The sequence below is a fragment of the Pantoea sp. JGM49 genome, from assembly GCF_018257655.1.
GTDB lineage: Bacteria > Pseudomonadota > Gammaproteobacteria > Enterobacterales > Enterobacteriaceae > Pantoea > Pantoea communis.
Window position 1 is genome coordinate 422,895 of sequence record NZ_JAERJM010000001.1, and the last position, 16,141, is coordinate 439,035.

Annotated in this window: 13 protein-coding genes; 4 read left to right on the top strand and 9 right to left on the bottom strand. The window is 55.0% G+C overall.

Going from position 1 to position 16,141, the window contains the following annotated elements; all coding sequences use genetic code 11:
- Positions 1-7: 7 nt before the first annotated feature.
- The 5 genes from JK231_RS02165 to JK231_RS02185 are packed head-to-tail and all read right to left on the bottom strand — an operon-like array spanning position 8 to position 5,616.
- Positions 8-874: an ABC transporter ATP-binding protein gene (locus JK231_RS02165; RefSeq protein WP_211727883.1), complete on the bottom strand. Its 867-nt coding sequence runs from the start codon at positions 872-874 to the stop codon at positions 8-10.
- Complete coding sequence (locus tag JK231_RS02170) at positions 846-1,751, bottom strand: ABC transporter permease (RefSeq protein WP_211727884.1); 906 nt, start codon at positions 1,749-1,751, stop codon at positions 846-848. The genes JK231_RS02165 and JK231_RS02170 overlap by 29 nt, the downstream gene beginning before the upstream one ends.
- Positions 1,748-2,773, bottom strand: coding sequence for an ABC transporter permease (locus JK231_RS02175; RefSeq protein ID WP_211727885.1), 1,026 nt, complete (start codon positions 2,771-2,773; stop codon positions 1,748-1,750). The genes JK231_RS02170 and JK231_RS02175 overlap by 4 nt, the downstream gene beginning before the upstream one ends.
- The gene (locus JK231_RS02180; RefSeq protein WP_211727886.1) at positions 2,770-4,401 is read right to left on the bottom strand and encodes an ABC transporter substrate-binding protein; all 1,632 of its coding nucleotides are present in this window, start codon (positions 4,399-4,401) and stop codon (positions 2,770-2,772) included. Before JK231_RS02180 ends, JK231_RS02175 begins: the two co-directional genes overlap by 4 nt.
- A 60-nt stretch (positions 4,402-4,461) precedes the next feature.
- Positions 4,462-5,616 carry a mandelate racemase family protein gene (locus tag JK231_RS02185; protein WP_211727887.1) on the bottom strand — a complete coding sequence of 385 codons (1,155 nt, stop codon included), beginning with the start codon at positions 5,614-5,616 and terminating at the stop codon, positions 4,462-4,464.
- Between the two features lie 326 nt (positions 5,617-5,942).
- Here JK231_RS02185 and JK231_RS02190 point away from each other — a divergent pair, with 326 nt between their 5' ends.
- The 4 genes from JK231_RS02190 to JK231_RS02205 all read left to right on the top strand — a co-directional run bounded on the left by JK231_RS02190 (position 5,943) and on the right by JK231_RS02205 (position 10,756).
- Positions 5,943-7,058 carry an ABC transporter substrate-binding protein gene (locus tag JK231_RS02190; protein ID WP_097117185.1) on the top strand — a complete coding sequence of 372 codons (1,116 nt, stop codon included), beginning with the start codon at positions 5,943-5,945 and terminating at the stop codon, positions 7,056-7,058.
- Between the two features lie 132 nt (positions 7,059-7,190).
- Positions 7,191-7,613 carry a DUF2231 domain-containing protein gene (locus tag JK231_RS02195; protein ID WP_166931240.1) on the top strand — a complete coding sequence of 141 codons (423 nt, stop codon included), beginning with the start codon at positions 7,191-7,193 and terminating at the stop codon, positions 7,611-7,613.
- Positions 7,610-8,902, top strand: coding sequence for a sorbosone dehydrogenase family protein (locus JK231_RS02200; protein ID WP_097117183.1), 1,293 nt, complete (start codon positions 7,610-7,612; stop codon positions 8,900-8,902). The genes JK231_RS02195 and JK231_RS02200 overlap by 4 nt, the downstream gene beginning before the upstream one ends.
- A 666-nt stretch (positions 8,903-9,568) precedes the next feature.
- Positions 9,569-10,756 carry a PLP-dependent aminotransferase family protein gene (locus JK231_RS02205; RefSeq protein ID WP_211727888.1) on the top strand — a complete coding sequence of 396 codons (1,188 nt, stop codon included), beginning with the start codon at positions 9,569-9,571 and terminating at the stop codon, positions 10,754-10,756.
- A gap of 33 nt (positions 10,757-10,789) precedes the next feature.
- On the opposite strand, the gene uxuR is transcribed toward JK231_RS02205, so the two are convergent.
- From uxuR to uxuA, 4 genes are all read right to left on the bottom strand, one after another.
- Positions 10,790-11,557, bottom strand: a complete 768-nt coding sequence (uxuR, locus tag JK231_RS02210; protein ID WP_097117281.1) for a Uxu operon transcriptional regulator — start codon at positions 11,555-11,557, stop codon at positions 10,790-10,792.
- Between the two features lie 84 nt (positions 11,558-11,641).
- A complete protein-coding gene (uxaC, locus tag JK231_RS02215; protein WP_211727889.1) occupies positions 11,642-13,060 on the bottom strand; it encodes a glucuronate isomerase in 1,419 nt (472 codons plus the stop codon).
- Entirely contained in the window at positions 13,057-14,538 is a 1,482-nt protein-coding gene (locus tag JK231_RS02220) for a fructuronate reductase (RefSeq protein ID WP_211727890.1), read from the bottom strand. The genes uxaC and JK231_RS02220 overlap by 4 nt, the downstream gene beginning before the upstream one ends.
- Positions 14,539-14,594: 56 nt before the next feature.
- Entirely contained in the window at positions 14,595-15,773 is a 1,179-nt protein-coding gene (uxuA, locus tag JK231_RS02225) for a mannonate dehydratase (RefSeq protein ID WP_097117179.1), read from the bottom strand.
- Positions 15,774-16,141: the final 368 nt, after the last annotated feature.

A 16,141-nucleotide genomic window follows, 5' to 3' on the forward strand; every position in this document is an offset into this window, starting at 1 on the left:
TCACTCCTTAAGGTTGTAACCAGCTGGCCTGGCGCTGTAGCACTGGCAACCGAGAACGGCGCGCATCCATATCCGGCAGCGCGGCCAGTAATCCCTGGGTATAAGGATGCTGGGCGTGGTCGAGTTGATCGGCAGACAGCGATTCGACCACGCGACCGGCATACATCACCAATACGCGATCGCAAAAGCGCCGCACCAGATTGAGGTCGTGACTGATAAAGATCAGGCCCAGTCCGCGCTGTTGCACCAGTTCATCCAGCAGCGTCAATACCTGCAAGCGAACGGAAACATCCAGCGCCGAGGTCGGTTCATCGGCGATCAGCAGTTCCGGGTCGGTAATCAGCATCATGGCGATCATCACACGCTGACCTTGTCCGCCGGAGATCTCATGTGGGTAGCACTGATAGACGCGCTGAGGATCGCGGATCTGCACCACCTCCAGCATCTCCAGCGCCCGCTGGCGTGCCACCTCACGCTGCCCCGGATGGTGACTGCGCCAGGCTTCGGCAATTTGTTCACCCACGCGTACCACGGGATTCAGCGAGTATTTCGGGTCCTGCATGATCATCGAAATACGCTTGCCGCGCACGGCACGCATTTGTGCAGGAGAAGCCTGCAGCAGATCGACATCAGCAAACTGCATGCGCTGGGCGGTAACCTGCGCGCTGCGCGGATGCAGTTGCAACAGTGCGCGGCCCACCGTGGATTTACCTGAGCCTGATTCGCCAACGATGGCCAGTTTCTCTTTGCCTAACTGAAAAGAGATGCCGCGCACTGCTGGGATAATCTGGCGTCCGTTAACGAAATTAACCTGAAGATCCTGCACGTCGAGCAGGGGAGCAACGCTATTCGCTGCGGGGATCGAGAATGTCACGTAAGCCATCTCCTAAGAAGTTGAACGCCAGACTGTTGATCAGAATCGCTAACCCAGGCACGGTGACCACCCACCAGCACTCCAGCATATACGTGCGGCCACTGGCGATCATCGCGCCCCATTCCGGGTCGGGTGGCTGCGCGCCTAAACCGAGGAAACCCAGACCTGCCGCGGTCAAAATGATGCCCGCCATATTCATAGTGATGCGGATGATCACCGAAGGCAGACACAGCGGCACAATGTGCTTCCACAAAATACGCAGAGACGAGGCACCTTGCAGGCGCACGGCAGAGACAAAGTCTGCCTGCCGCAGCGACAGCGCTTCCGCGCGTGCCAGTCGAGCAATCGGCGGCCAGGCGGTGAGAGTAATCGCCATCACCACATGTTCCAGGCCGGGACCCAGCGCCGCGACAAACGCCAGCGCCAGCACCAGGCTCGGGAATGAGATGAAGATATCGGTGACGCGCATTAATACGCTGTCCACTTTGCCTCCAAAGTAGCCGGCGGTGACGCCCAACAGCAGGCCTAATGGCCCGACGGTGACCGACACCAGCATGACGATATACAAGGTAATGCGCGCGCCCCACACTAAGCGGCTGAAGATGTCGCGTCCAAACTCATCGGTGCCAAACCAGTGCTGCGCGTTCGGCGGCGTGAGTGCGTTATTCAAATCCTGAATCAAGGGGTGGTAGGGGGCGATCCACGGCGCAAACAGCGCCACGATCAGCAACAGTAAAATGATGCCGCCGCCGATGGCCGTGAGAGGGTTACAAGCCATTTGCCACAGGAAATGGGCTATACGCGAGAGCGTACGACGATAGCGCGCCACACGTTCGCGCGTGGCGCTGGCATGAAGCAGATCGAGAGAGGCAGTCATACTTTGGTCCTCGGATCGAATACCTGATAAAGCAGGTCGGAAAGCAGGTTAAGCAGCACGAAAATCAGGCCGACCACCAGCACGCAGCCCATCACCGCATTCATATCGCCGAGCATCAAACTGCCCGTGAGATAAGAGCCAAAGCCGGGCCATGAGAACACGGTTTCAATCAGCACCGCGCCTTCGAGCAGGGATCCGTACGCCAGTGCCACCACCGTCAGCAACTGCACCAGAATGTTGCGGAATGCGTGTTGCCAGATCACCTGCCACTCGGTCAGGCCTTTCACTCGCGCAGTCAAAATGAACTCCTGCGACAGCTGCGCCAGCATAAAGCTGCGCGTCATGCGACTGATGTAGGCCAGTGAGTGGAAACCCAACAGCGAAGCGGGCAGGATCAGATGATTGAGCGCGTTGTTAAACACCGTAATATTGCCTGCCAGCAGTGCATCCACTAGCAGCAGGCCAGTGCGGCGCGGCACAATGCCATCCAGACTGAAATCAACCCGTCCGGCACCGCCAACCCAACCCAAATGCGCGTAAAACAGCAGTAAACCGATCATGCCGACCCAGAAGATTGGCGTGGAGTAACCGGCCAGACTGATAATGCGCACCAGATAATCCACCAGGCTGTTACGGCGTGCCGAAGCCCAGACGCCCAGCGGTACGCCGAGTCCGGTGCCAAGCACAATCGCCAGCGTGGCGAGTTCAAGGGTGGCAGGGAACACGCGCAGGATATCGTTAATCACCGGCTGCCCGGTGAGCAGCGCCAGCCCAAAATTGCCGTGTAGCAAACCTTGCAGGTAGATCCAGAACTGCACCCACAGCGGTTTATCAAAGCCTAACTGGTGATAAACCTGCTGGTAAGTGGCGTGGTCGGCATCCGGTCCAACAATCGCCAGTACCGGATCGAGCGGCATCACGCGGCCAATAAAAAAGGTCAGCAGCAACAGGCCGAACAGCGTGATGGCGACCTGCAATGCGCGGCTACGCACTCGACGCCAGTGGCGTTTGGTTAAGGTCATTGGACACCTCCGACCAGGCTGTTTGGCGTTTTCCACACATCACGCAGGAAGGTGGTGGCAGAAGGATGCGGCACATAATCCTGTACGCGATTATTTACCACCACGGAATCGGTCATCTGCGAAATCGGCATCAGCGCCGGGATCAACTGGTCGTAACGCTGCTGAATCGCAAAATAATCCTGCTGCTGTTTGGTGCTGTCTCGCTCCAGCAGCGCCTGATCGATCATCTGGTTAAGCTGAGCATCGTAGAAGCCGGTGCGCCAACCCTGGAAGTTGGTGAGTCGGGCGCTGTCGGCGTTATTCGGGTTGTACACTAGCGATCGCAAACTGGAGTGCGGATGCGGTTCAACACCACTGCCGCCACGCCCCACCAGCAGATTGAACTGACGTTCGCGCATTGCGCCATAAATCTGGTTGCCAGTGCCGGTGATGATTTTGGCGCGAATGCCTGCCTGCATCAGCGTGGATTGAATGGCGATAGCGATGTTCAGGAACGGTTGATCGGCCAGCACACGCAAGGTGGTGTCGAAGCCATTGGGGTAGCCCGCTGCGGCCAGCAACGCTTTGGCTCGCGGCACATCAAGACGATAGCCGGGATCGGGCAGTGTTTCAGGCATACCAGACTGGATCGGACGCTGATGCAAAGTGCCATAACCGGCCATCAGGGTTTTATTGATGCCCTGATAATCGACTAAGTAGCGCACGGCTTCGCGCACCTGCGGATTGGCGAAGTGGTCATCCTTCATGCTCATCGCCAGGTAATAAAGGGTGCCTTTCTGCACCGCATCAATGGTGAGATCCGGATCGTGGCGCAGCGCCTGCACATCAGGAATGGCCATGTTACTGGCAATGTCGATATCGCCTTTCTCCATCATCAAGCGCAAGGTTTGTGACTCCTGCAAATGCCGAAACACCACGCGGGTTAACCTGGGAGCGCCACGCCAGTAATTTTCATCCCTGCTCATGCGCAATACATCTTTGGCCTGCCAGACATCAAAACGGAACGGGCCGGAACCGGCTTCGTGCGTGGTCAGCCAGCGGTTGCCCCAGTCATCGTTCACCGCGTTGGCCTGTACAGTTTTACTGTCCAGCACCACCATGCTGCCGAGTGCTGCCAGGGAGTAGATCACCAGTTGCGGATCGTTAGGCTTAGGCAGCTGGATCACCACCGTGCGGGCATCAGGTGCAGTGATCATCTGATCCACGTTGTCTTTACTGAAGCCATAGGATTTCCACACTGACGCCTGAGCCAGATTGAGATGCAACACCCTGCGCATCGACCAAATCACGTCTTCGCTGGTGAGTGGGTTACCGGAGTGGAAATGCACGCCTTCGCGCAGATGGAAAGTGAGTTGGCGATGATCGGCGCTGATCTCCCAACGTTCCGCCAGAGCAGGGCGCACGTGGGTGAGCTGGCGCGGATCTAACTCGACGAGCCCATCATAAAGATTGACCACAATGCCCACCACTTCATTGCCGGTCATCGCGGCGGGGTCTAGCGTCAACAGGTTGTTCATGTTCATGCCCACGATCAACTGGTCGTCTGGCGTGGCGGCCAGCAGCGACGGGCTACCCGTGAGCAGCATTAGCGCGGCGCACCATGCTCTGCAATAACGAGATATGTTCATAAGCAAAGTCCAGCAGGTCAGAGGTTTATAGTTGTTTGCCGTACTGCTTGTGGTCGACGCTTACCAGCGATTGAGCGTGTGGGTTTCAATCCAGCTGAAATTAATGTCCTCCCCAAGTCCAGGCCGGGTAGGCAGGTGAACAAAGCCCTGATCGTCCATCGGATCGACCAGGCTATTGAGGTAGGCCGGCGGCTGTTCATAATCGAGGAAAGGGTGCAACAACCCCCGTTCGTACCAACGGCAGTTACGAATGGCACCCACCACCGCGATGCTGGCCGCGCCGTTGCCGTGCACTTCACAATCCATGCCGAAGGCTTCTGCCAGGCTGGCCACTTTCAGGGTGGCAGAGATGCCACCGACGCCGTTGGCTCCGGCACGCAGGATGTCACAGGCACCTGCACGTACCCAGTCGGCACGACTGTGGTGTTTGCCGCCGAGGCTTTCCGGCCCAAGCACGTCAATGCTGAGATTTTCCGCCAGCCAGGCGTAAGAGGCCATACTCTCCTCTTCCATCGGTTCTTCAAACCAGGCGAAGTTAAGCTTCTCCAGCGCTTTACCTATGGTGAGTGCCTCGCTGCGACTGTACCAGTGGTAGCCGTCCAGCATCAGGGCGATATCCGGACCTACCGCTTCGCGTACCGCGGCACAGGCTTTGATATCCATTGAGGTGCTGGGGGCGAAAGAAACCGGCGGCATCCATGTATGCAGTTTTATGGCTTGATAACCGCGTGCTACCAACTTCTCGGCAAACTGGGCGTACTCGTCCGGCGTTGAGAGGCCACCCTCCAACTCATCGCCGCACATGGTGCTGCCGTAAGCGGGAATTTTTTCACGGTAACCGCCCAGCAGCTTATGCACCGGTTGCTTAAGCTTGCGGCCAATCAGATCCCACATTGCTTGTTCGACAGCGGAGAGTGCGCGCTCAGTGAGTTGGTGCGCGCTGCCACGCTGCCAGTGCACCAAATCCTGCCACAAACGTTCACGATCAAAGGCGTTTTGCCCGATCAGCACCTTACGGAAGAAGGCGCTGACCACATGCGGCCGTATGACTTCGGCTGGCGCGAAAGCATATCCGCAATCGCCGTCTTCGCTGGTCAGCGTGAGCAGCGCCATTTGCGCATCGGTTTCTGCACCAGGGTGCGAGTGGCCCGCGCTATCTGATACGCGGCGCGTAGGGTAGGTAAAGAGAGTGACATCAATGGCGCTGATCTTCACGGTAAGACCTCCAGACAGGATTTCCATGCTCAGGGCGAGCGTTAAATTAAAAATAAAACAGCGTTTCAATTCGTAATTTAGCGTTCACAATTTGTTTACGCATTAGGTGAAGTGCGGGAAGAGAAGGTCATTACCTGGGCAGTTGCATGGGATGCTGTGAGCACTTTCACGAAAGTAGGTCGTTTTGTGAGCGGCTACACAGTAAGAAAAACGGCAAGGGGATGTAAAAAAATGTGTCCCAGGGGCTTTTCATTTCGCGTCTGCCAGGTAATAGTGACGCCGCGAAATTTTAATAATAATCATTATCATTTGTATGGGTAGACACAATGAAAAAATGGCTGTTAGCACTGGGGTTACTGGCTGTAACGGGTTCTGCTTCGGCAAAAATCATCACCGACATCGCAGGGCGTCAGGTTGAAGTCAAAGAAGAATCCAAACGTATCATTCTGGGTGAAGGGCGTCAGATGTATCTGCTGGCGGCATTCGATACCGCCGCGCCTTTCCATCGCGTAGTGGGCTGGCGTGATGATTTCCATAAGGCCGACTATGACGGTTATATGGCTTATGAGAACAAGTATCCGGAAATTAAAAAGCTGCCTACCTTTGGTGGGGCGAAAGACGGCACCTTCAACGTTGAGCAGGCGCTGACGTTAAAGCCGGACCTGGTGCTGATGAACCTCGAATCAAAAGCCGCCACGGATGAAGGCAAGTTGATTGAAAAGTTGCAGGCGGTTGGTGTACCGGTGGTGTTTATCGACTTCCGCGAGAAGCCGATGGAGCACGCCGAGAAGAGCATCCGCATCATGGGCGAACTGGTCAATAACCCGCAGCGTGCTGAAGAGATTGTGGCTTTCCGCCGCGCGCAGATCGAAAAGGTGACCGATCGCCTGAAAAACTTCACCGGCACACGTCCAAAAGTGATGATTGATCGTGCAGGTGGCTACACCGATGAATGCTGCATGTCGTTTGGTAATGAGAATTTTGGTCAGATGGTCGAAATCTCCGGCGGGAGCAATATCGCTAAAGATCTGATCCCAGGCACCTTCGGTACCCTGAACCCAGAGCAAATCATTGCCAGCCGTCCGGATGTGGTGGTAGTGACCGGAGCCAACTGGAAGAACTACAACACCGTGGGCAAATGGGTGGGCGTTGGCCCTGGCGCAGACACCAAAGAAGCCACGGCACGTCTGAAGTTGCTGATGATGCGCGATGCGTTTAAAACCCTGCCGGTTGCCCACAACGGCAATGCACACGCCATCTGGCACCAGTTCTACGATAGCCCATATCAGTTTGTCGCGATTCAGGCGATGGCCAAGTGGCTGCATCCGGATCTGTTCAAAGATATCGATCCTGACGCCACCTTCCGTGAGTTCCATGAAAAGTTTCTGCCATTGCCTTATCAGCCGGGTTACTGGGTGACACTGCCTGCGGATAAGTCATAACCTTTAGGCTTTTTGCGGTAATCGCGCGCATTACTCTTCATCTTTACTAATATTTTACAGGCGGTTGGCTGCGATTTCGGGGAAGCGAAACGCAGCCATCGCCTGAATAATAAACGTAATAGGGAGAGTGAAATGTTGTATACCTCGGGACGTTCAGCGTTTGCGGTGGGGCTTTACGCTCTGCTGGAACCGCTACCGCTGGGCTTTTTTGTTGCGGCCTGGCTGTTCGATATCATCTATCTGCAAACCTTCGTCATCATGTGGACCAAATCAGCCAGTTGGTTGATTGCTATCGGTCTGGTGCTCGCTATCCTGCCAAGATTAATCAGTCTTGTTTACTTATTCCGCGGGCCTTATCCCAGTGAAAAGACCCATTTCTGGCTGTCACTGCTGGCCATCGTCGTGGCTATCGCAAATGCCTTTATTCACAGTCGTGATGCGTATGCCGTGGTGCCGCTTGGGGTAACGTTGTCGACTCTGGTGGTGGCACTGCTGTTGCTCGCCAACGTGCAGTTAGCGCTGCGTGGACGCATTACAGCAGGAGGTCGCGCATGAAACAGATTTTGAGTGCAGTGACCCTCGCCATGCTTCTCAGCGCTTGTGATGATGGCTCACTTATCGATCCGCAAAAACAGATTGGCCCCAATCCTGAACTCCCCCAGGCGCAAAACTTCTTTGTACCGCCGATGCAGGTGCCGGAGGGTATCCCCTGGAAAGCCGGTGAAATGCCAAAAGTGGCGGAGGGGCTGAAGATTGAAAAGATCGCTGATAACTTACAGCATCCACGTCAGGTACTGGTGCTGCCGAACAATGATGTGCTGGTGGCCGAATCCAACGGCACACCGAAACCGACAACCGCGCCGAAAGATCTCATTACCGGCATCGTAAAAAATGCTTCGGGCAAAGGCGGGGCCGGTGGCAATCGTATTACGCTGTTGCGTAATGTGAACGGCAAGTGGGAGCAGCATCGATTTATCGATAACCTGACCGCGCCGTTTGGCATGCAGCTGGTGGGCAATACGTTGTATGTTGCCAACGCCGATAGCCTGGTGAAATTCCCGTATGAAAACGGACAAACTGAGATTCGTACGCCGCCGGTGGTGGTGACTGAACTGCCCGGCGGGCCGATTAACCATCACTGGACTAAGTCACTGCTGGCCAGCCCCGACGGCAGCAGGCTATATGTCGGGGTAGGGTCAAACAGCAACATTACGGAAAATGGCATTGGTGCCGAATATCGTCGAGCGGCGGTACTCGAAGTCGATGCGGCGAGCGGTGCCAGCCGTATCTATGCCAGTGGGCTGCGCAACCCCACCGGTCTGCAATGGGAACCGCAAACGGGCAAGCTGTGGGCGATCGTTAATGAACGCGACGAGATTGGCTCGGACCTGGTGCCGGATTATATGACCTCGGTGCAGGACAAAGGCTTTTACGGCTGGCCATACAGCTATTATGGCCAACATGTCGATGTGCGGGCGCAGCCTCAGCGGCCTGACTTAGTAGAAAAAGCCATCAAGCCAGATTACGCGCTCAGTTCACACGTGGCACCGCTTGGCTTGCTGTTCTATGGCGCAGATAACATGCCGCAGTATCGCGGAGGGGCATTTATCAGTGAACATGGCAGTTGGAACCGCACGCCGTTGAATGGCTATCAGGTGGTGTGGGTGAAATTCGAAAACGGGAAACCGGTTGGTCAGCCACAGCCGGTGGTGACCGGATTCCTGACCGATGACCAAAAACAGGTACGGGGCTTACCGGTGGGACTGGCATCAGATCAGCAGGGCGGTGTGCTGATCGCGGATGATGCAGGTAATGCCATTTGGCGTATCAGCTCTGCCAATTGATTTCTGCAGGCAATAAAAAAGGATTTGGCTTGATAGCCAAATCCTTTTTTTATGTTCGCTAACCGGCTGGTAACCGCGCTGCGAACGGGGTGCTCAGCACTCCTCACAAATCAAATCATAAAATGTGCGGGGGAATATTTCAAGTTTCGCAAAAGTACTGTATGGTTATACAGGTGTTGAGTGGCGAGCGCAGTCTCATTGTTTTCTGATGACTCCCAGGGGCGCGGATTGTCAAATCCCGGCAGGTTTCAGGTGGTGCTGGCCTGTGGCTTCCACAATGAGTGGCGCTCAGCACTCCTCACAGCTGTGCTCAGGCCATCGGCGGGTGGAGTCAAAGCTCCGAAGGCTGAAAAGCGCGCTCCTGTCAGAGGAGAAGGAAAGTGATGGAACTTGTTCGGTTACTCCTGGACCTGGTCCGGGTGATCCTGCAAATCATCGTTGCCCTTTTGCAACTGACCGGTCAGGCGCACTGACCGGAACTTGAAACAAGGCGGAGCTTACCCCTCCGCCTTTTTTCGTTAGTTTCAACAGGTGATTTTTTCTCAATATCGGTAGTTACCTTCCGGCACTAAATTCTCTTTGCCAGACAGTGAAAATGTGATTATCAGCTTAGCTAACTTATGTTATGAATTTAGTCTTAGAAAAAAATAATCAGGTAAAGGTTTTATGTCGTCGCAAAAATTGTCCAAAAGCGTTCAACGCATTCATTCATCTGCCATTCGGGATTTATTGAAACACAGCAAAATGGAAGGGGTGATCTCTCTGGGTGGTGGCATCCCGAATCCCGACCTGTTTGATACCGAAGGCCTGCAGATCGCCATGGATCGCGCCTTGTCGCAGGATGGTCACAACGCATTTCAGTATGGCTTGAGTGAAGGGGATCCGCTATTACGTGAAGCGATCTGCCGCATTTCAGCCGACCGCGGTATTGATTGCACGCCAGACGACGTGGTGATCACTTCTGGCTCCCAGCAGTCACTGGATATTCTCGCCCGCGCGTTAATCAACCCCGGTGATGTGGTGGTGGTGGAGCGTCCAACTTATCTCGCCGCATTGCAGGTTTTCCAGTTGGCTGAAGCGCAGTTCAAATCTGTTGGCACTGACGGCGAAGGCATGATTGTTGATGAGCTGGAAGAGCTAGTCAAACAGACAAGAATCAAAGCCGTGTATATCGTTCCGACCTTTGGCAATCCAAGCGGCGTCACCTTATCTGATGCGCGTCGTCAGCAGTTAGTCGCGCTGGCGAAGCAGTATGATTTCCTGATTTTTGAAGACGATCCCTACAGCGAGATCAATTTCACCAATCAGACATTCCGCCCATTAAAATCCCATGCGCAAGCGATGGGGGCCAGCGAGAATGTGATTTATACCTCGACCTTCTCCAAAATCCTGGCACCGGGCGCACGCGTTGGCTGGATCACCATGCCGGGCTGGTTGAAGTCATCAGTGGTGAACCTGAAGCAGGCAACGGATCTGCACACCAGTGCCTTGTCACAATCCCTGACGCGTCATTATCTGGAAACCGGTCGCTTGCCGGAGCAGATTCGCTTGATCCGCGCAGCCTATAAGCAGAAGTGCGATGCATTGTGTGCAGCGCTGGAGACGGAGTTGGGGGATAAGCTGCACTTCTATCGCCCGCTGGGTGGCATGTTCCTGTGGGCAACGTTCAGGGAAGCTTTCAACACCACCGAATGGCTGAAAACCACGCTGAGCAAGGGTGTGGTGTATGTCCCGGGTGAGTTTTTCTACTGTGATAATCCAGATACTTCAACGCTGCGTATTTCGTATGCCTCAGTATCGGAAACCAATCTGGCCGTAGCAGCACAGCGTTTGAAAGCTTCATTACCGCAGTAATCGCCTGAAAGCCCTTGGTAACAAGGGCTTGTTTTAGCCGTTGGCACTGTCCAGCGGCCAGGATTCAAACAGATAACCATCAAAATCGATGTCATCGACATCTGAAAATTCCAGCAATCGCTGTTTCACATTTTCCAGATGCTGCCACATCGCTTGCTTGGCGGCGCGTGCATCTTTCTTGATCAATGTGGCGAGGATCTTCTTGTGATCGTCGAGCCACTGCTTACGATAATGAGTGTTCACCAGATGACGATGTAACTGACTCCACATCACATTATCTTCACGCCACTGCCAGGATTGTTTGAACAACTCGACCAGCATGCTGTTATGGGTCGCTTCGGCAATCGCTAAATGGAAGTTACGATCGCCGTTCTCGCTCTCATTCACGGCGCCGGATGCCAGTTCTCTCTCTTCCAGTTCCAGCGCCTGACGCATCTTGATGATGTCTTCACGCGTGGCCTGAAGGGCGGCAAACTCCGCGATATTACTCTCCAGCAATTGACGCGCCTGCAGCATCTCAAACGGGCCGGCATCGTTACAGGCGGCTTGTGTCGTCGCGCGCGGTGCAGGACTGTCGTTTACCACGTAGATCCCGGCACCACGACGCACTTCAATCAAGCCTTCCAGCTCCAGCATGATCAGTGCTTCACGCACCAGCGTACGCGTGACATCCAGCAGCGCAGCCAGTTCACGCTCAGGCGGCAAGCGTTCGCCCACGGCATACTGCTTTTGCATAATCATGTTACGCAACATTTCCCCCACTTCCTGATAAGGGCGCTGCGCTGATGCTTGTGTTTTCATGAGCTCTTTTCTGCTGATTAAGAAGTTGACGACCACTGACGCTGCCATCAATTGCGCCCTGCACTATAGCACAGGGCGGAATTCTCAACGTGGATTGAGGATAAAGTAGCGCTGTGCGTTATTGAAACAGATATCCTGCAGCATGTTGCCGAGTACCGCTTCATCGTGCGGCACAATGCCATCCTGCACCCATTGACCGAGCAGGTTGCACAGAATACGGCGGAAGTATTCGTGGCGTGTGTAAGAGAGGAAGCTGCGTGAATCGGTCAGCATCCCGACAAACTGGCTGAGCAAACCGATTTGCGACAGTTGCTCCAACTGGCGCAGCATGCCATCGCGCTGATCGTTGAACCACCAGCCGGAACCAAACTGCACTTTCCCGGCGATACCCGCACCCTGGAAGTTACCTGCCATCGTCGCCAGCACTTCGTTGTCACGCGGATTGAGGCAGTACAGAATGGTCTTTGGCAGTTGGTCGTTAACATCCATCGCATCCAGCAGGCGCGAGAGCGGCAAAGCGATGTTGTTATCGCCAATCGAGTCAAACCCGCTGTCGGCACCCAGCAAGCGGAACAGCCGGGTGCTGTTGTTGCGGATCGCGCCGATATGCAGTTGCATCACCCAATCACGTTTCGCGTATTCAGCGCCGAGCCACACCAGCACCGCGCTGCTAAACTGCGCGATTTCCAGCTCGCTTAGCGTGTCGCCGTTGCGACGTTTCGCCAGAATGGCGTCTAACACGCTATCGTCGGGAACAGGTGCAAAGCGCAGCACTTCAATCCCGTGATCCGCTGCACGACAGCCGTGAGCGGAGAAGTGATCTAACCGGCGCAGCAGGGCGGTGCGCAACGCATCAAAGTCGGTGATCGCCACATCCGCTGCTGCCTCAAGCCGTCCCAGGTATTCAACAAAGCCTTCAAGCTCAATCTTGAAGACCTTATCAGGGCGCCAGCTTGGGGCGACATCAATATCAAAGCTGCTGTCTTCAGCAATCTGACGATGATATTGCAGCGAATCAACCGGATCATCGGTGGTGCCAACCATACGTACATTCATTTGACGCATAATGCCGCGTGCAGAAAATGCCGGGGTTGCCAGTATCTCGGCGCATTCGTCCCATACGCGTTGTGCGGTGTCCGGCCCAAATAACGTATTGGTGATGCCGAACGGGCGACGCAGCTCCAGATGCGTCCAGTGGTAGAGCGGATTGCCCAGCGTTTTGGGCACGGTGTGGGCCCACGCGAGGTATTTATCGTAATCGCTCGTAGATTTACCGGTGATCAGCGATTCATCCACGCCCGCAGCACGCAAGGCGCGCCATTTGTAGTGGTCGCCTTCCAGCCAAATCTGTCCGAGGTTGGCGAACTGACGATCCTCGGCGATCTCTTGCGGATTGAGGTGGCAGTGGTAGTCATAAATCGGCATGTCAGCCGCATAGTCATGGTACAAACGACGCGCAACGTCGCTTTGCAGCAGGAAATCGTCATCCATAAAGTGCTTCATTTCGGCTCCTGATTCAGGGATGCAACGGCGGCGCGGGCACCATGCTGGCAAAGCTGCGCGTACACCTGTTGAAGATGGCTGACGAAGCCCGGATTGGCGGGCAAATCGTCTCCAAAAATGGTTCTCACGGCAAGCAGGGCGCTAACGCGCGCATCGCCTTCTGGCGTGTGCTGGTTGATGTCTTTTAGCGTGGTAGTTAATGGGTCAACCACATCAAATGCTTCACCTCGCTCATCCTGCCCGACGACGTAACGCATCCAGCCGGCAATTCCCAGCATCAAGTGGCGATAGTCACTGCCGTGCTTCAGGTGATAGCGCACGGAATCGAGCCAGCGCTGTGGCAGCTTCTGACTGCCATCCATCGCAATCTGTTGCGTCCGGTGTCGCAGGGAAGGGTTGCTAAAACGCTCGATCAGCTGATTAGCATAGGCCAGCAGATCAATACCCTCTGGCATTGATAGCGTTGGTGCCTGTTCCTGCATCATCAGTGCTAATGCTGCCTGGCGATAGGTCGGGAGTTGCATGGTGTCAGCGATGGTTTCACAGCCACCCAAATACCCGAGGTAGGCAAGAAATGAGTGACTGCCGTTGAGCATACGCAGTTTCATCATTTCAAATGGCGCAACGTCGGCCACAAACTGCGCGCCCACGCGATCCCAGTCAGGACGGCCGTTGACAAAGTTATCTTCAATCACCCATTGGCAAAATGGTTCACAGGCCACGCCGCAGGGATCGGCAACGCCCAGCAAGTCGCGAATCTCATGATGTGTTTCGTCGGTCACTGCGGGAACGATGCGGTCAACCATGCTGCTGGGGAAGGTAACGTTCTCATCAATCCAATGCGCCAGTGCCGCATCGCGCAACCGCGCCAGGCCTACCACAGCGGCGCGCGCGACATGGCCGTTATCACGCAGGTTGTCGCAGGAGAGCACAGTAAACGGCCCTAAACCACGCTCACGACGCACACGTAATGCTTCGACAATAAAACCAATGGCGGATTTCGGCGTGCCAGGGTGCGCAACATCGTGTTGAATAAGTGCATTATCCGCATCCAATTCACCGTTGGCACCCTGAGTGCAATAGCCTTTTTCCGTCACCGTCAATGAAACGATAGCGGTTTCCGGACGAGCCAGCGCTTCGATAATGCCGTCGTGTCCATCCAGTGCAGGATGCAAGGCTTCTTTGATGGCCGCAACGAGGTGAACGTCGTTCTGCCCGGCACCTTTTTCCGTCACGCTGTAGAGCAGATCTTGCTGGCGCAGTTGTTCGACCAACAGTTTGCCGCTCGCCGACATCAGGTTGACCTCACAGATGCCCCAGTCAGTGTCACTGATTTCAAGCAGGTGATGCAGATACAACGCCTGATGCGCGCGATGAAAGGCGCCACAGCCGATATGCACAATACGCGGCACCAGCCGCTGATGGTTCCAGGCGGGGCGGGTCACGTTCAGTTCGCCATTGGCGAGGTTAGGTTCCATGTAAACTCCATCAAGCCGGGTGCGCCATCAATGGCACCCGGCAGCAACGAATGCCATCAGAAATAAGCGCGATGAATCGCCAGTTCCACACCGCGAATTTCCGCCAACCCTTTCAGACGACCAATCGCCGAATAGCCGGGGTTGGTTTTCTTTCTCAAGTCGTCGAGCATCTGGTGACCATGATCCGGGCGCATCGGAATCAAATCCTCCTGACCGGCCGCTTTACGACGATGTTCTTCTTCAGCAATCGCCTTAATGACGGCGAACATGTCAACATCGCCGCCTAAATGCGCTGCCTCGTGGAAGGTGTTCGGGTTCTCTTCGCGTTTGGTTGACCGCAGGTGTGCGAAGTAAATGCGTGGGCCAAAACGTTTCACCATGCCGGCGAGGTCGTTTTCTGCCAACACGCCGTAAGAGCCGGTGCACATGGTGAAGCCATTCGCCGGGCTGGGTACGGTATCGATCATCCACTGCAAATCTTCTGCGTTAGAGACGATGCGTGGTAAACCCAGAATCGGACGCGGGGGATCATCCGGATGCACTGCCATCCGAACACCGGCCTCTTCCGCCACTGGAATAATCGCGCGCAGGAAGGTCGCGAAGTTTTCACGTAACTCAGCTTTGCCGATGCCGTCATAACGGGCTAATTGAGCACGGAACTGGTCCAGCGTGTAACCTTCTTCTGCACCCGGTAAACCAGCGATGATATTGCGCGTCAGGCGGGTTTTATGTGCTTCGCTCATGTTGGCGAAACGCTCAGCTGCCTGCGCTATTTCCGTGGCGCTGTAATCCTTCTCCGCACCGGGACGTTGCAAAATGTGCAGCTCAAATACGGCAAATTCGATCTGATCGAAACGCAGCGCTTTCGCGCCATCGGGTAACAGATATTCAAGGTCTGTGCGCGTCCAGTCGAGAATCGGCATAAAGTTGTAGCAGACGGTTTTAATACCGCACTGCGCCAGATTTCGCAGAGACTGCTGGTAATGACGGATCCACTTCTGACACTCACCGCTGCCGGTTTTTATCTCTTCGTGAATCGGCACGCTTTCCACCACTGACCACACCAGCCCAGCGGCTTCCACGATGGCTTTGCGCTGCATAATTTCGTCCACCGACCACACTTCGCCGTTAGGGATGTGGTGCAGGGCGGTGACGATGCCGGTCGCGCCAGCCTGTCGTGCATCGGCAAGAGAAACGGGATCATTTGGGCCATACCAGCGCCAGGTCTGCTTCATGTTGTTACCTCTTTTAGGTCCTGAAAATGAAACCCAGGACAATTCTTATATTGGTTGACCTATTTATCGGTTAGCGCACCGCTTATGGCGTGGATTGCGCTCTCAGAGCCTAAAATTCGGCTCTTTAACGTCTGATGTCAACCTCGCAAGCCATTTTGGTTAACCAGATCACAAATGCGGCATCTGAGTGGCGACCAGGTTCCGCATCTGTGGTTCACTCCTGGCGGATGGTTAGAGATGACTCACTGAAGTCGCTCCTCAACAACAAGCAACAATTCCTGGGCGGCAGCCAACGATATTTCCGGTTTATCGCTTGCCCGCGCATTCACCACAGGATTTGTAAGCTCATGATGTTAATAAAGAATGGA

Bases quoted from the DNA above. Each gene is read 5' to 3' on its own strand.
- JK231_RS02200 (WP_097117183.1), top strand. From the start codon at position 7,610: ATGAAACAGATTTTGAGTGCAGTGACCCTCGCCATGCTTCTCAGCGCT.
- JK231_RS02180 (WP_211727886.1), bottom strand. From the start codon at position 4,401: ATGAACATATCTCGTTATTGCAGAGCATGGTGCGCCGCGCTAATGCTG.
- JK231_RS02220 (WP_211727890.1), bottom strand. From the start codon at position 14,538: ATGGAACCTAACCTCGCCAATGGCGAACTGAACGTGACCCGCCCCGCC.
- JK231_RS02190 (WP_097117185.1), top strand. From the start codon at position 5,943: ATGAAAAAATGGCTGTTAGCACTGGGGTTACTGGCTGTAACGGGTTCT.
- uxuA (WP_097117179.1), bottom strand. From the start codon at position 15,773: ATGAAGCAGACCTGGCGCTGGTATGGCCCAAATGATCCCGTTTCTCTT.
- JK231_RS02205 (WP_211727888.1), top strand. From the start codon at position 9,569: ATGTCGTCGCAAAAATTGTCCAAAAGCGTTCAACGCATTCATTCATCT.
- JK231_RS02195 (WP_166931240.1), top strand. From the start codon at position 7,191: ATGTTGTATACCTCGGGACGTTCAGCGTTTGCGGTGGGGCTTTACGCT.
- JK231_RS02170 (WP_211727884.1), bottom strand. From the start codon at position 1,751: ATGACTGCCTCTCTCGATCTGCTTCATGCCAGCGCCACGCGCGAACGT.
- JK231_RS02175 (WP_211727885.1), bottom strand. From the start codon at position 2,773: ATGACCTTAACCAAACGCCACTGGCGTCGAGTGCGTAGCCGCGCATTG.
- uxaC (WP_211727889.1), bottom strand. From the start codon at position 13,060: ATGAAGCACTTTATGGATGACGATTTCCTGCTGCAAAGCGACGTTGCG.
- uxuR (WP_097117281.1), bottom strand. From the start codon at position 11,557: ATGAAAACACAAGCATCAGCGCAGCGCCCTTATCAGGAAGTGGGGGAA.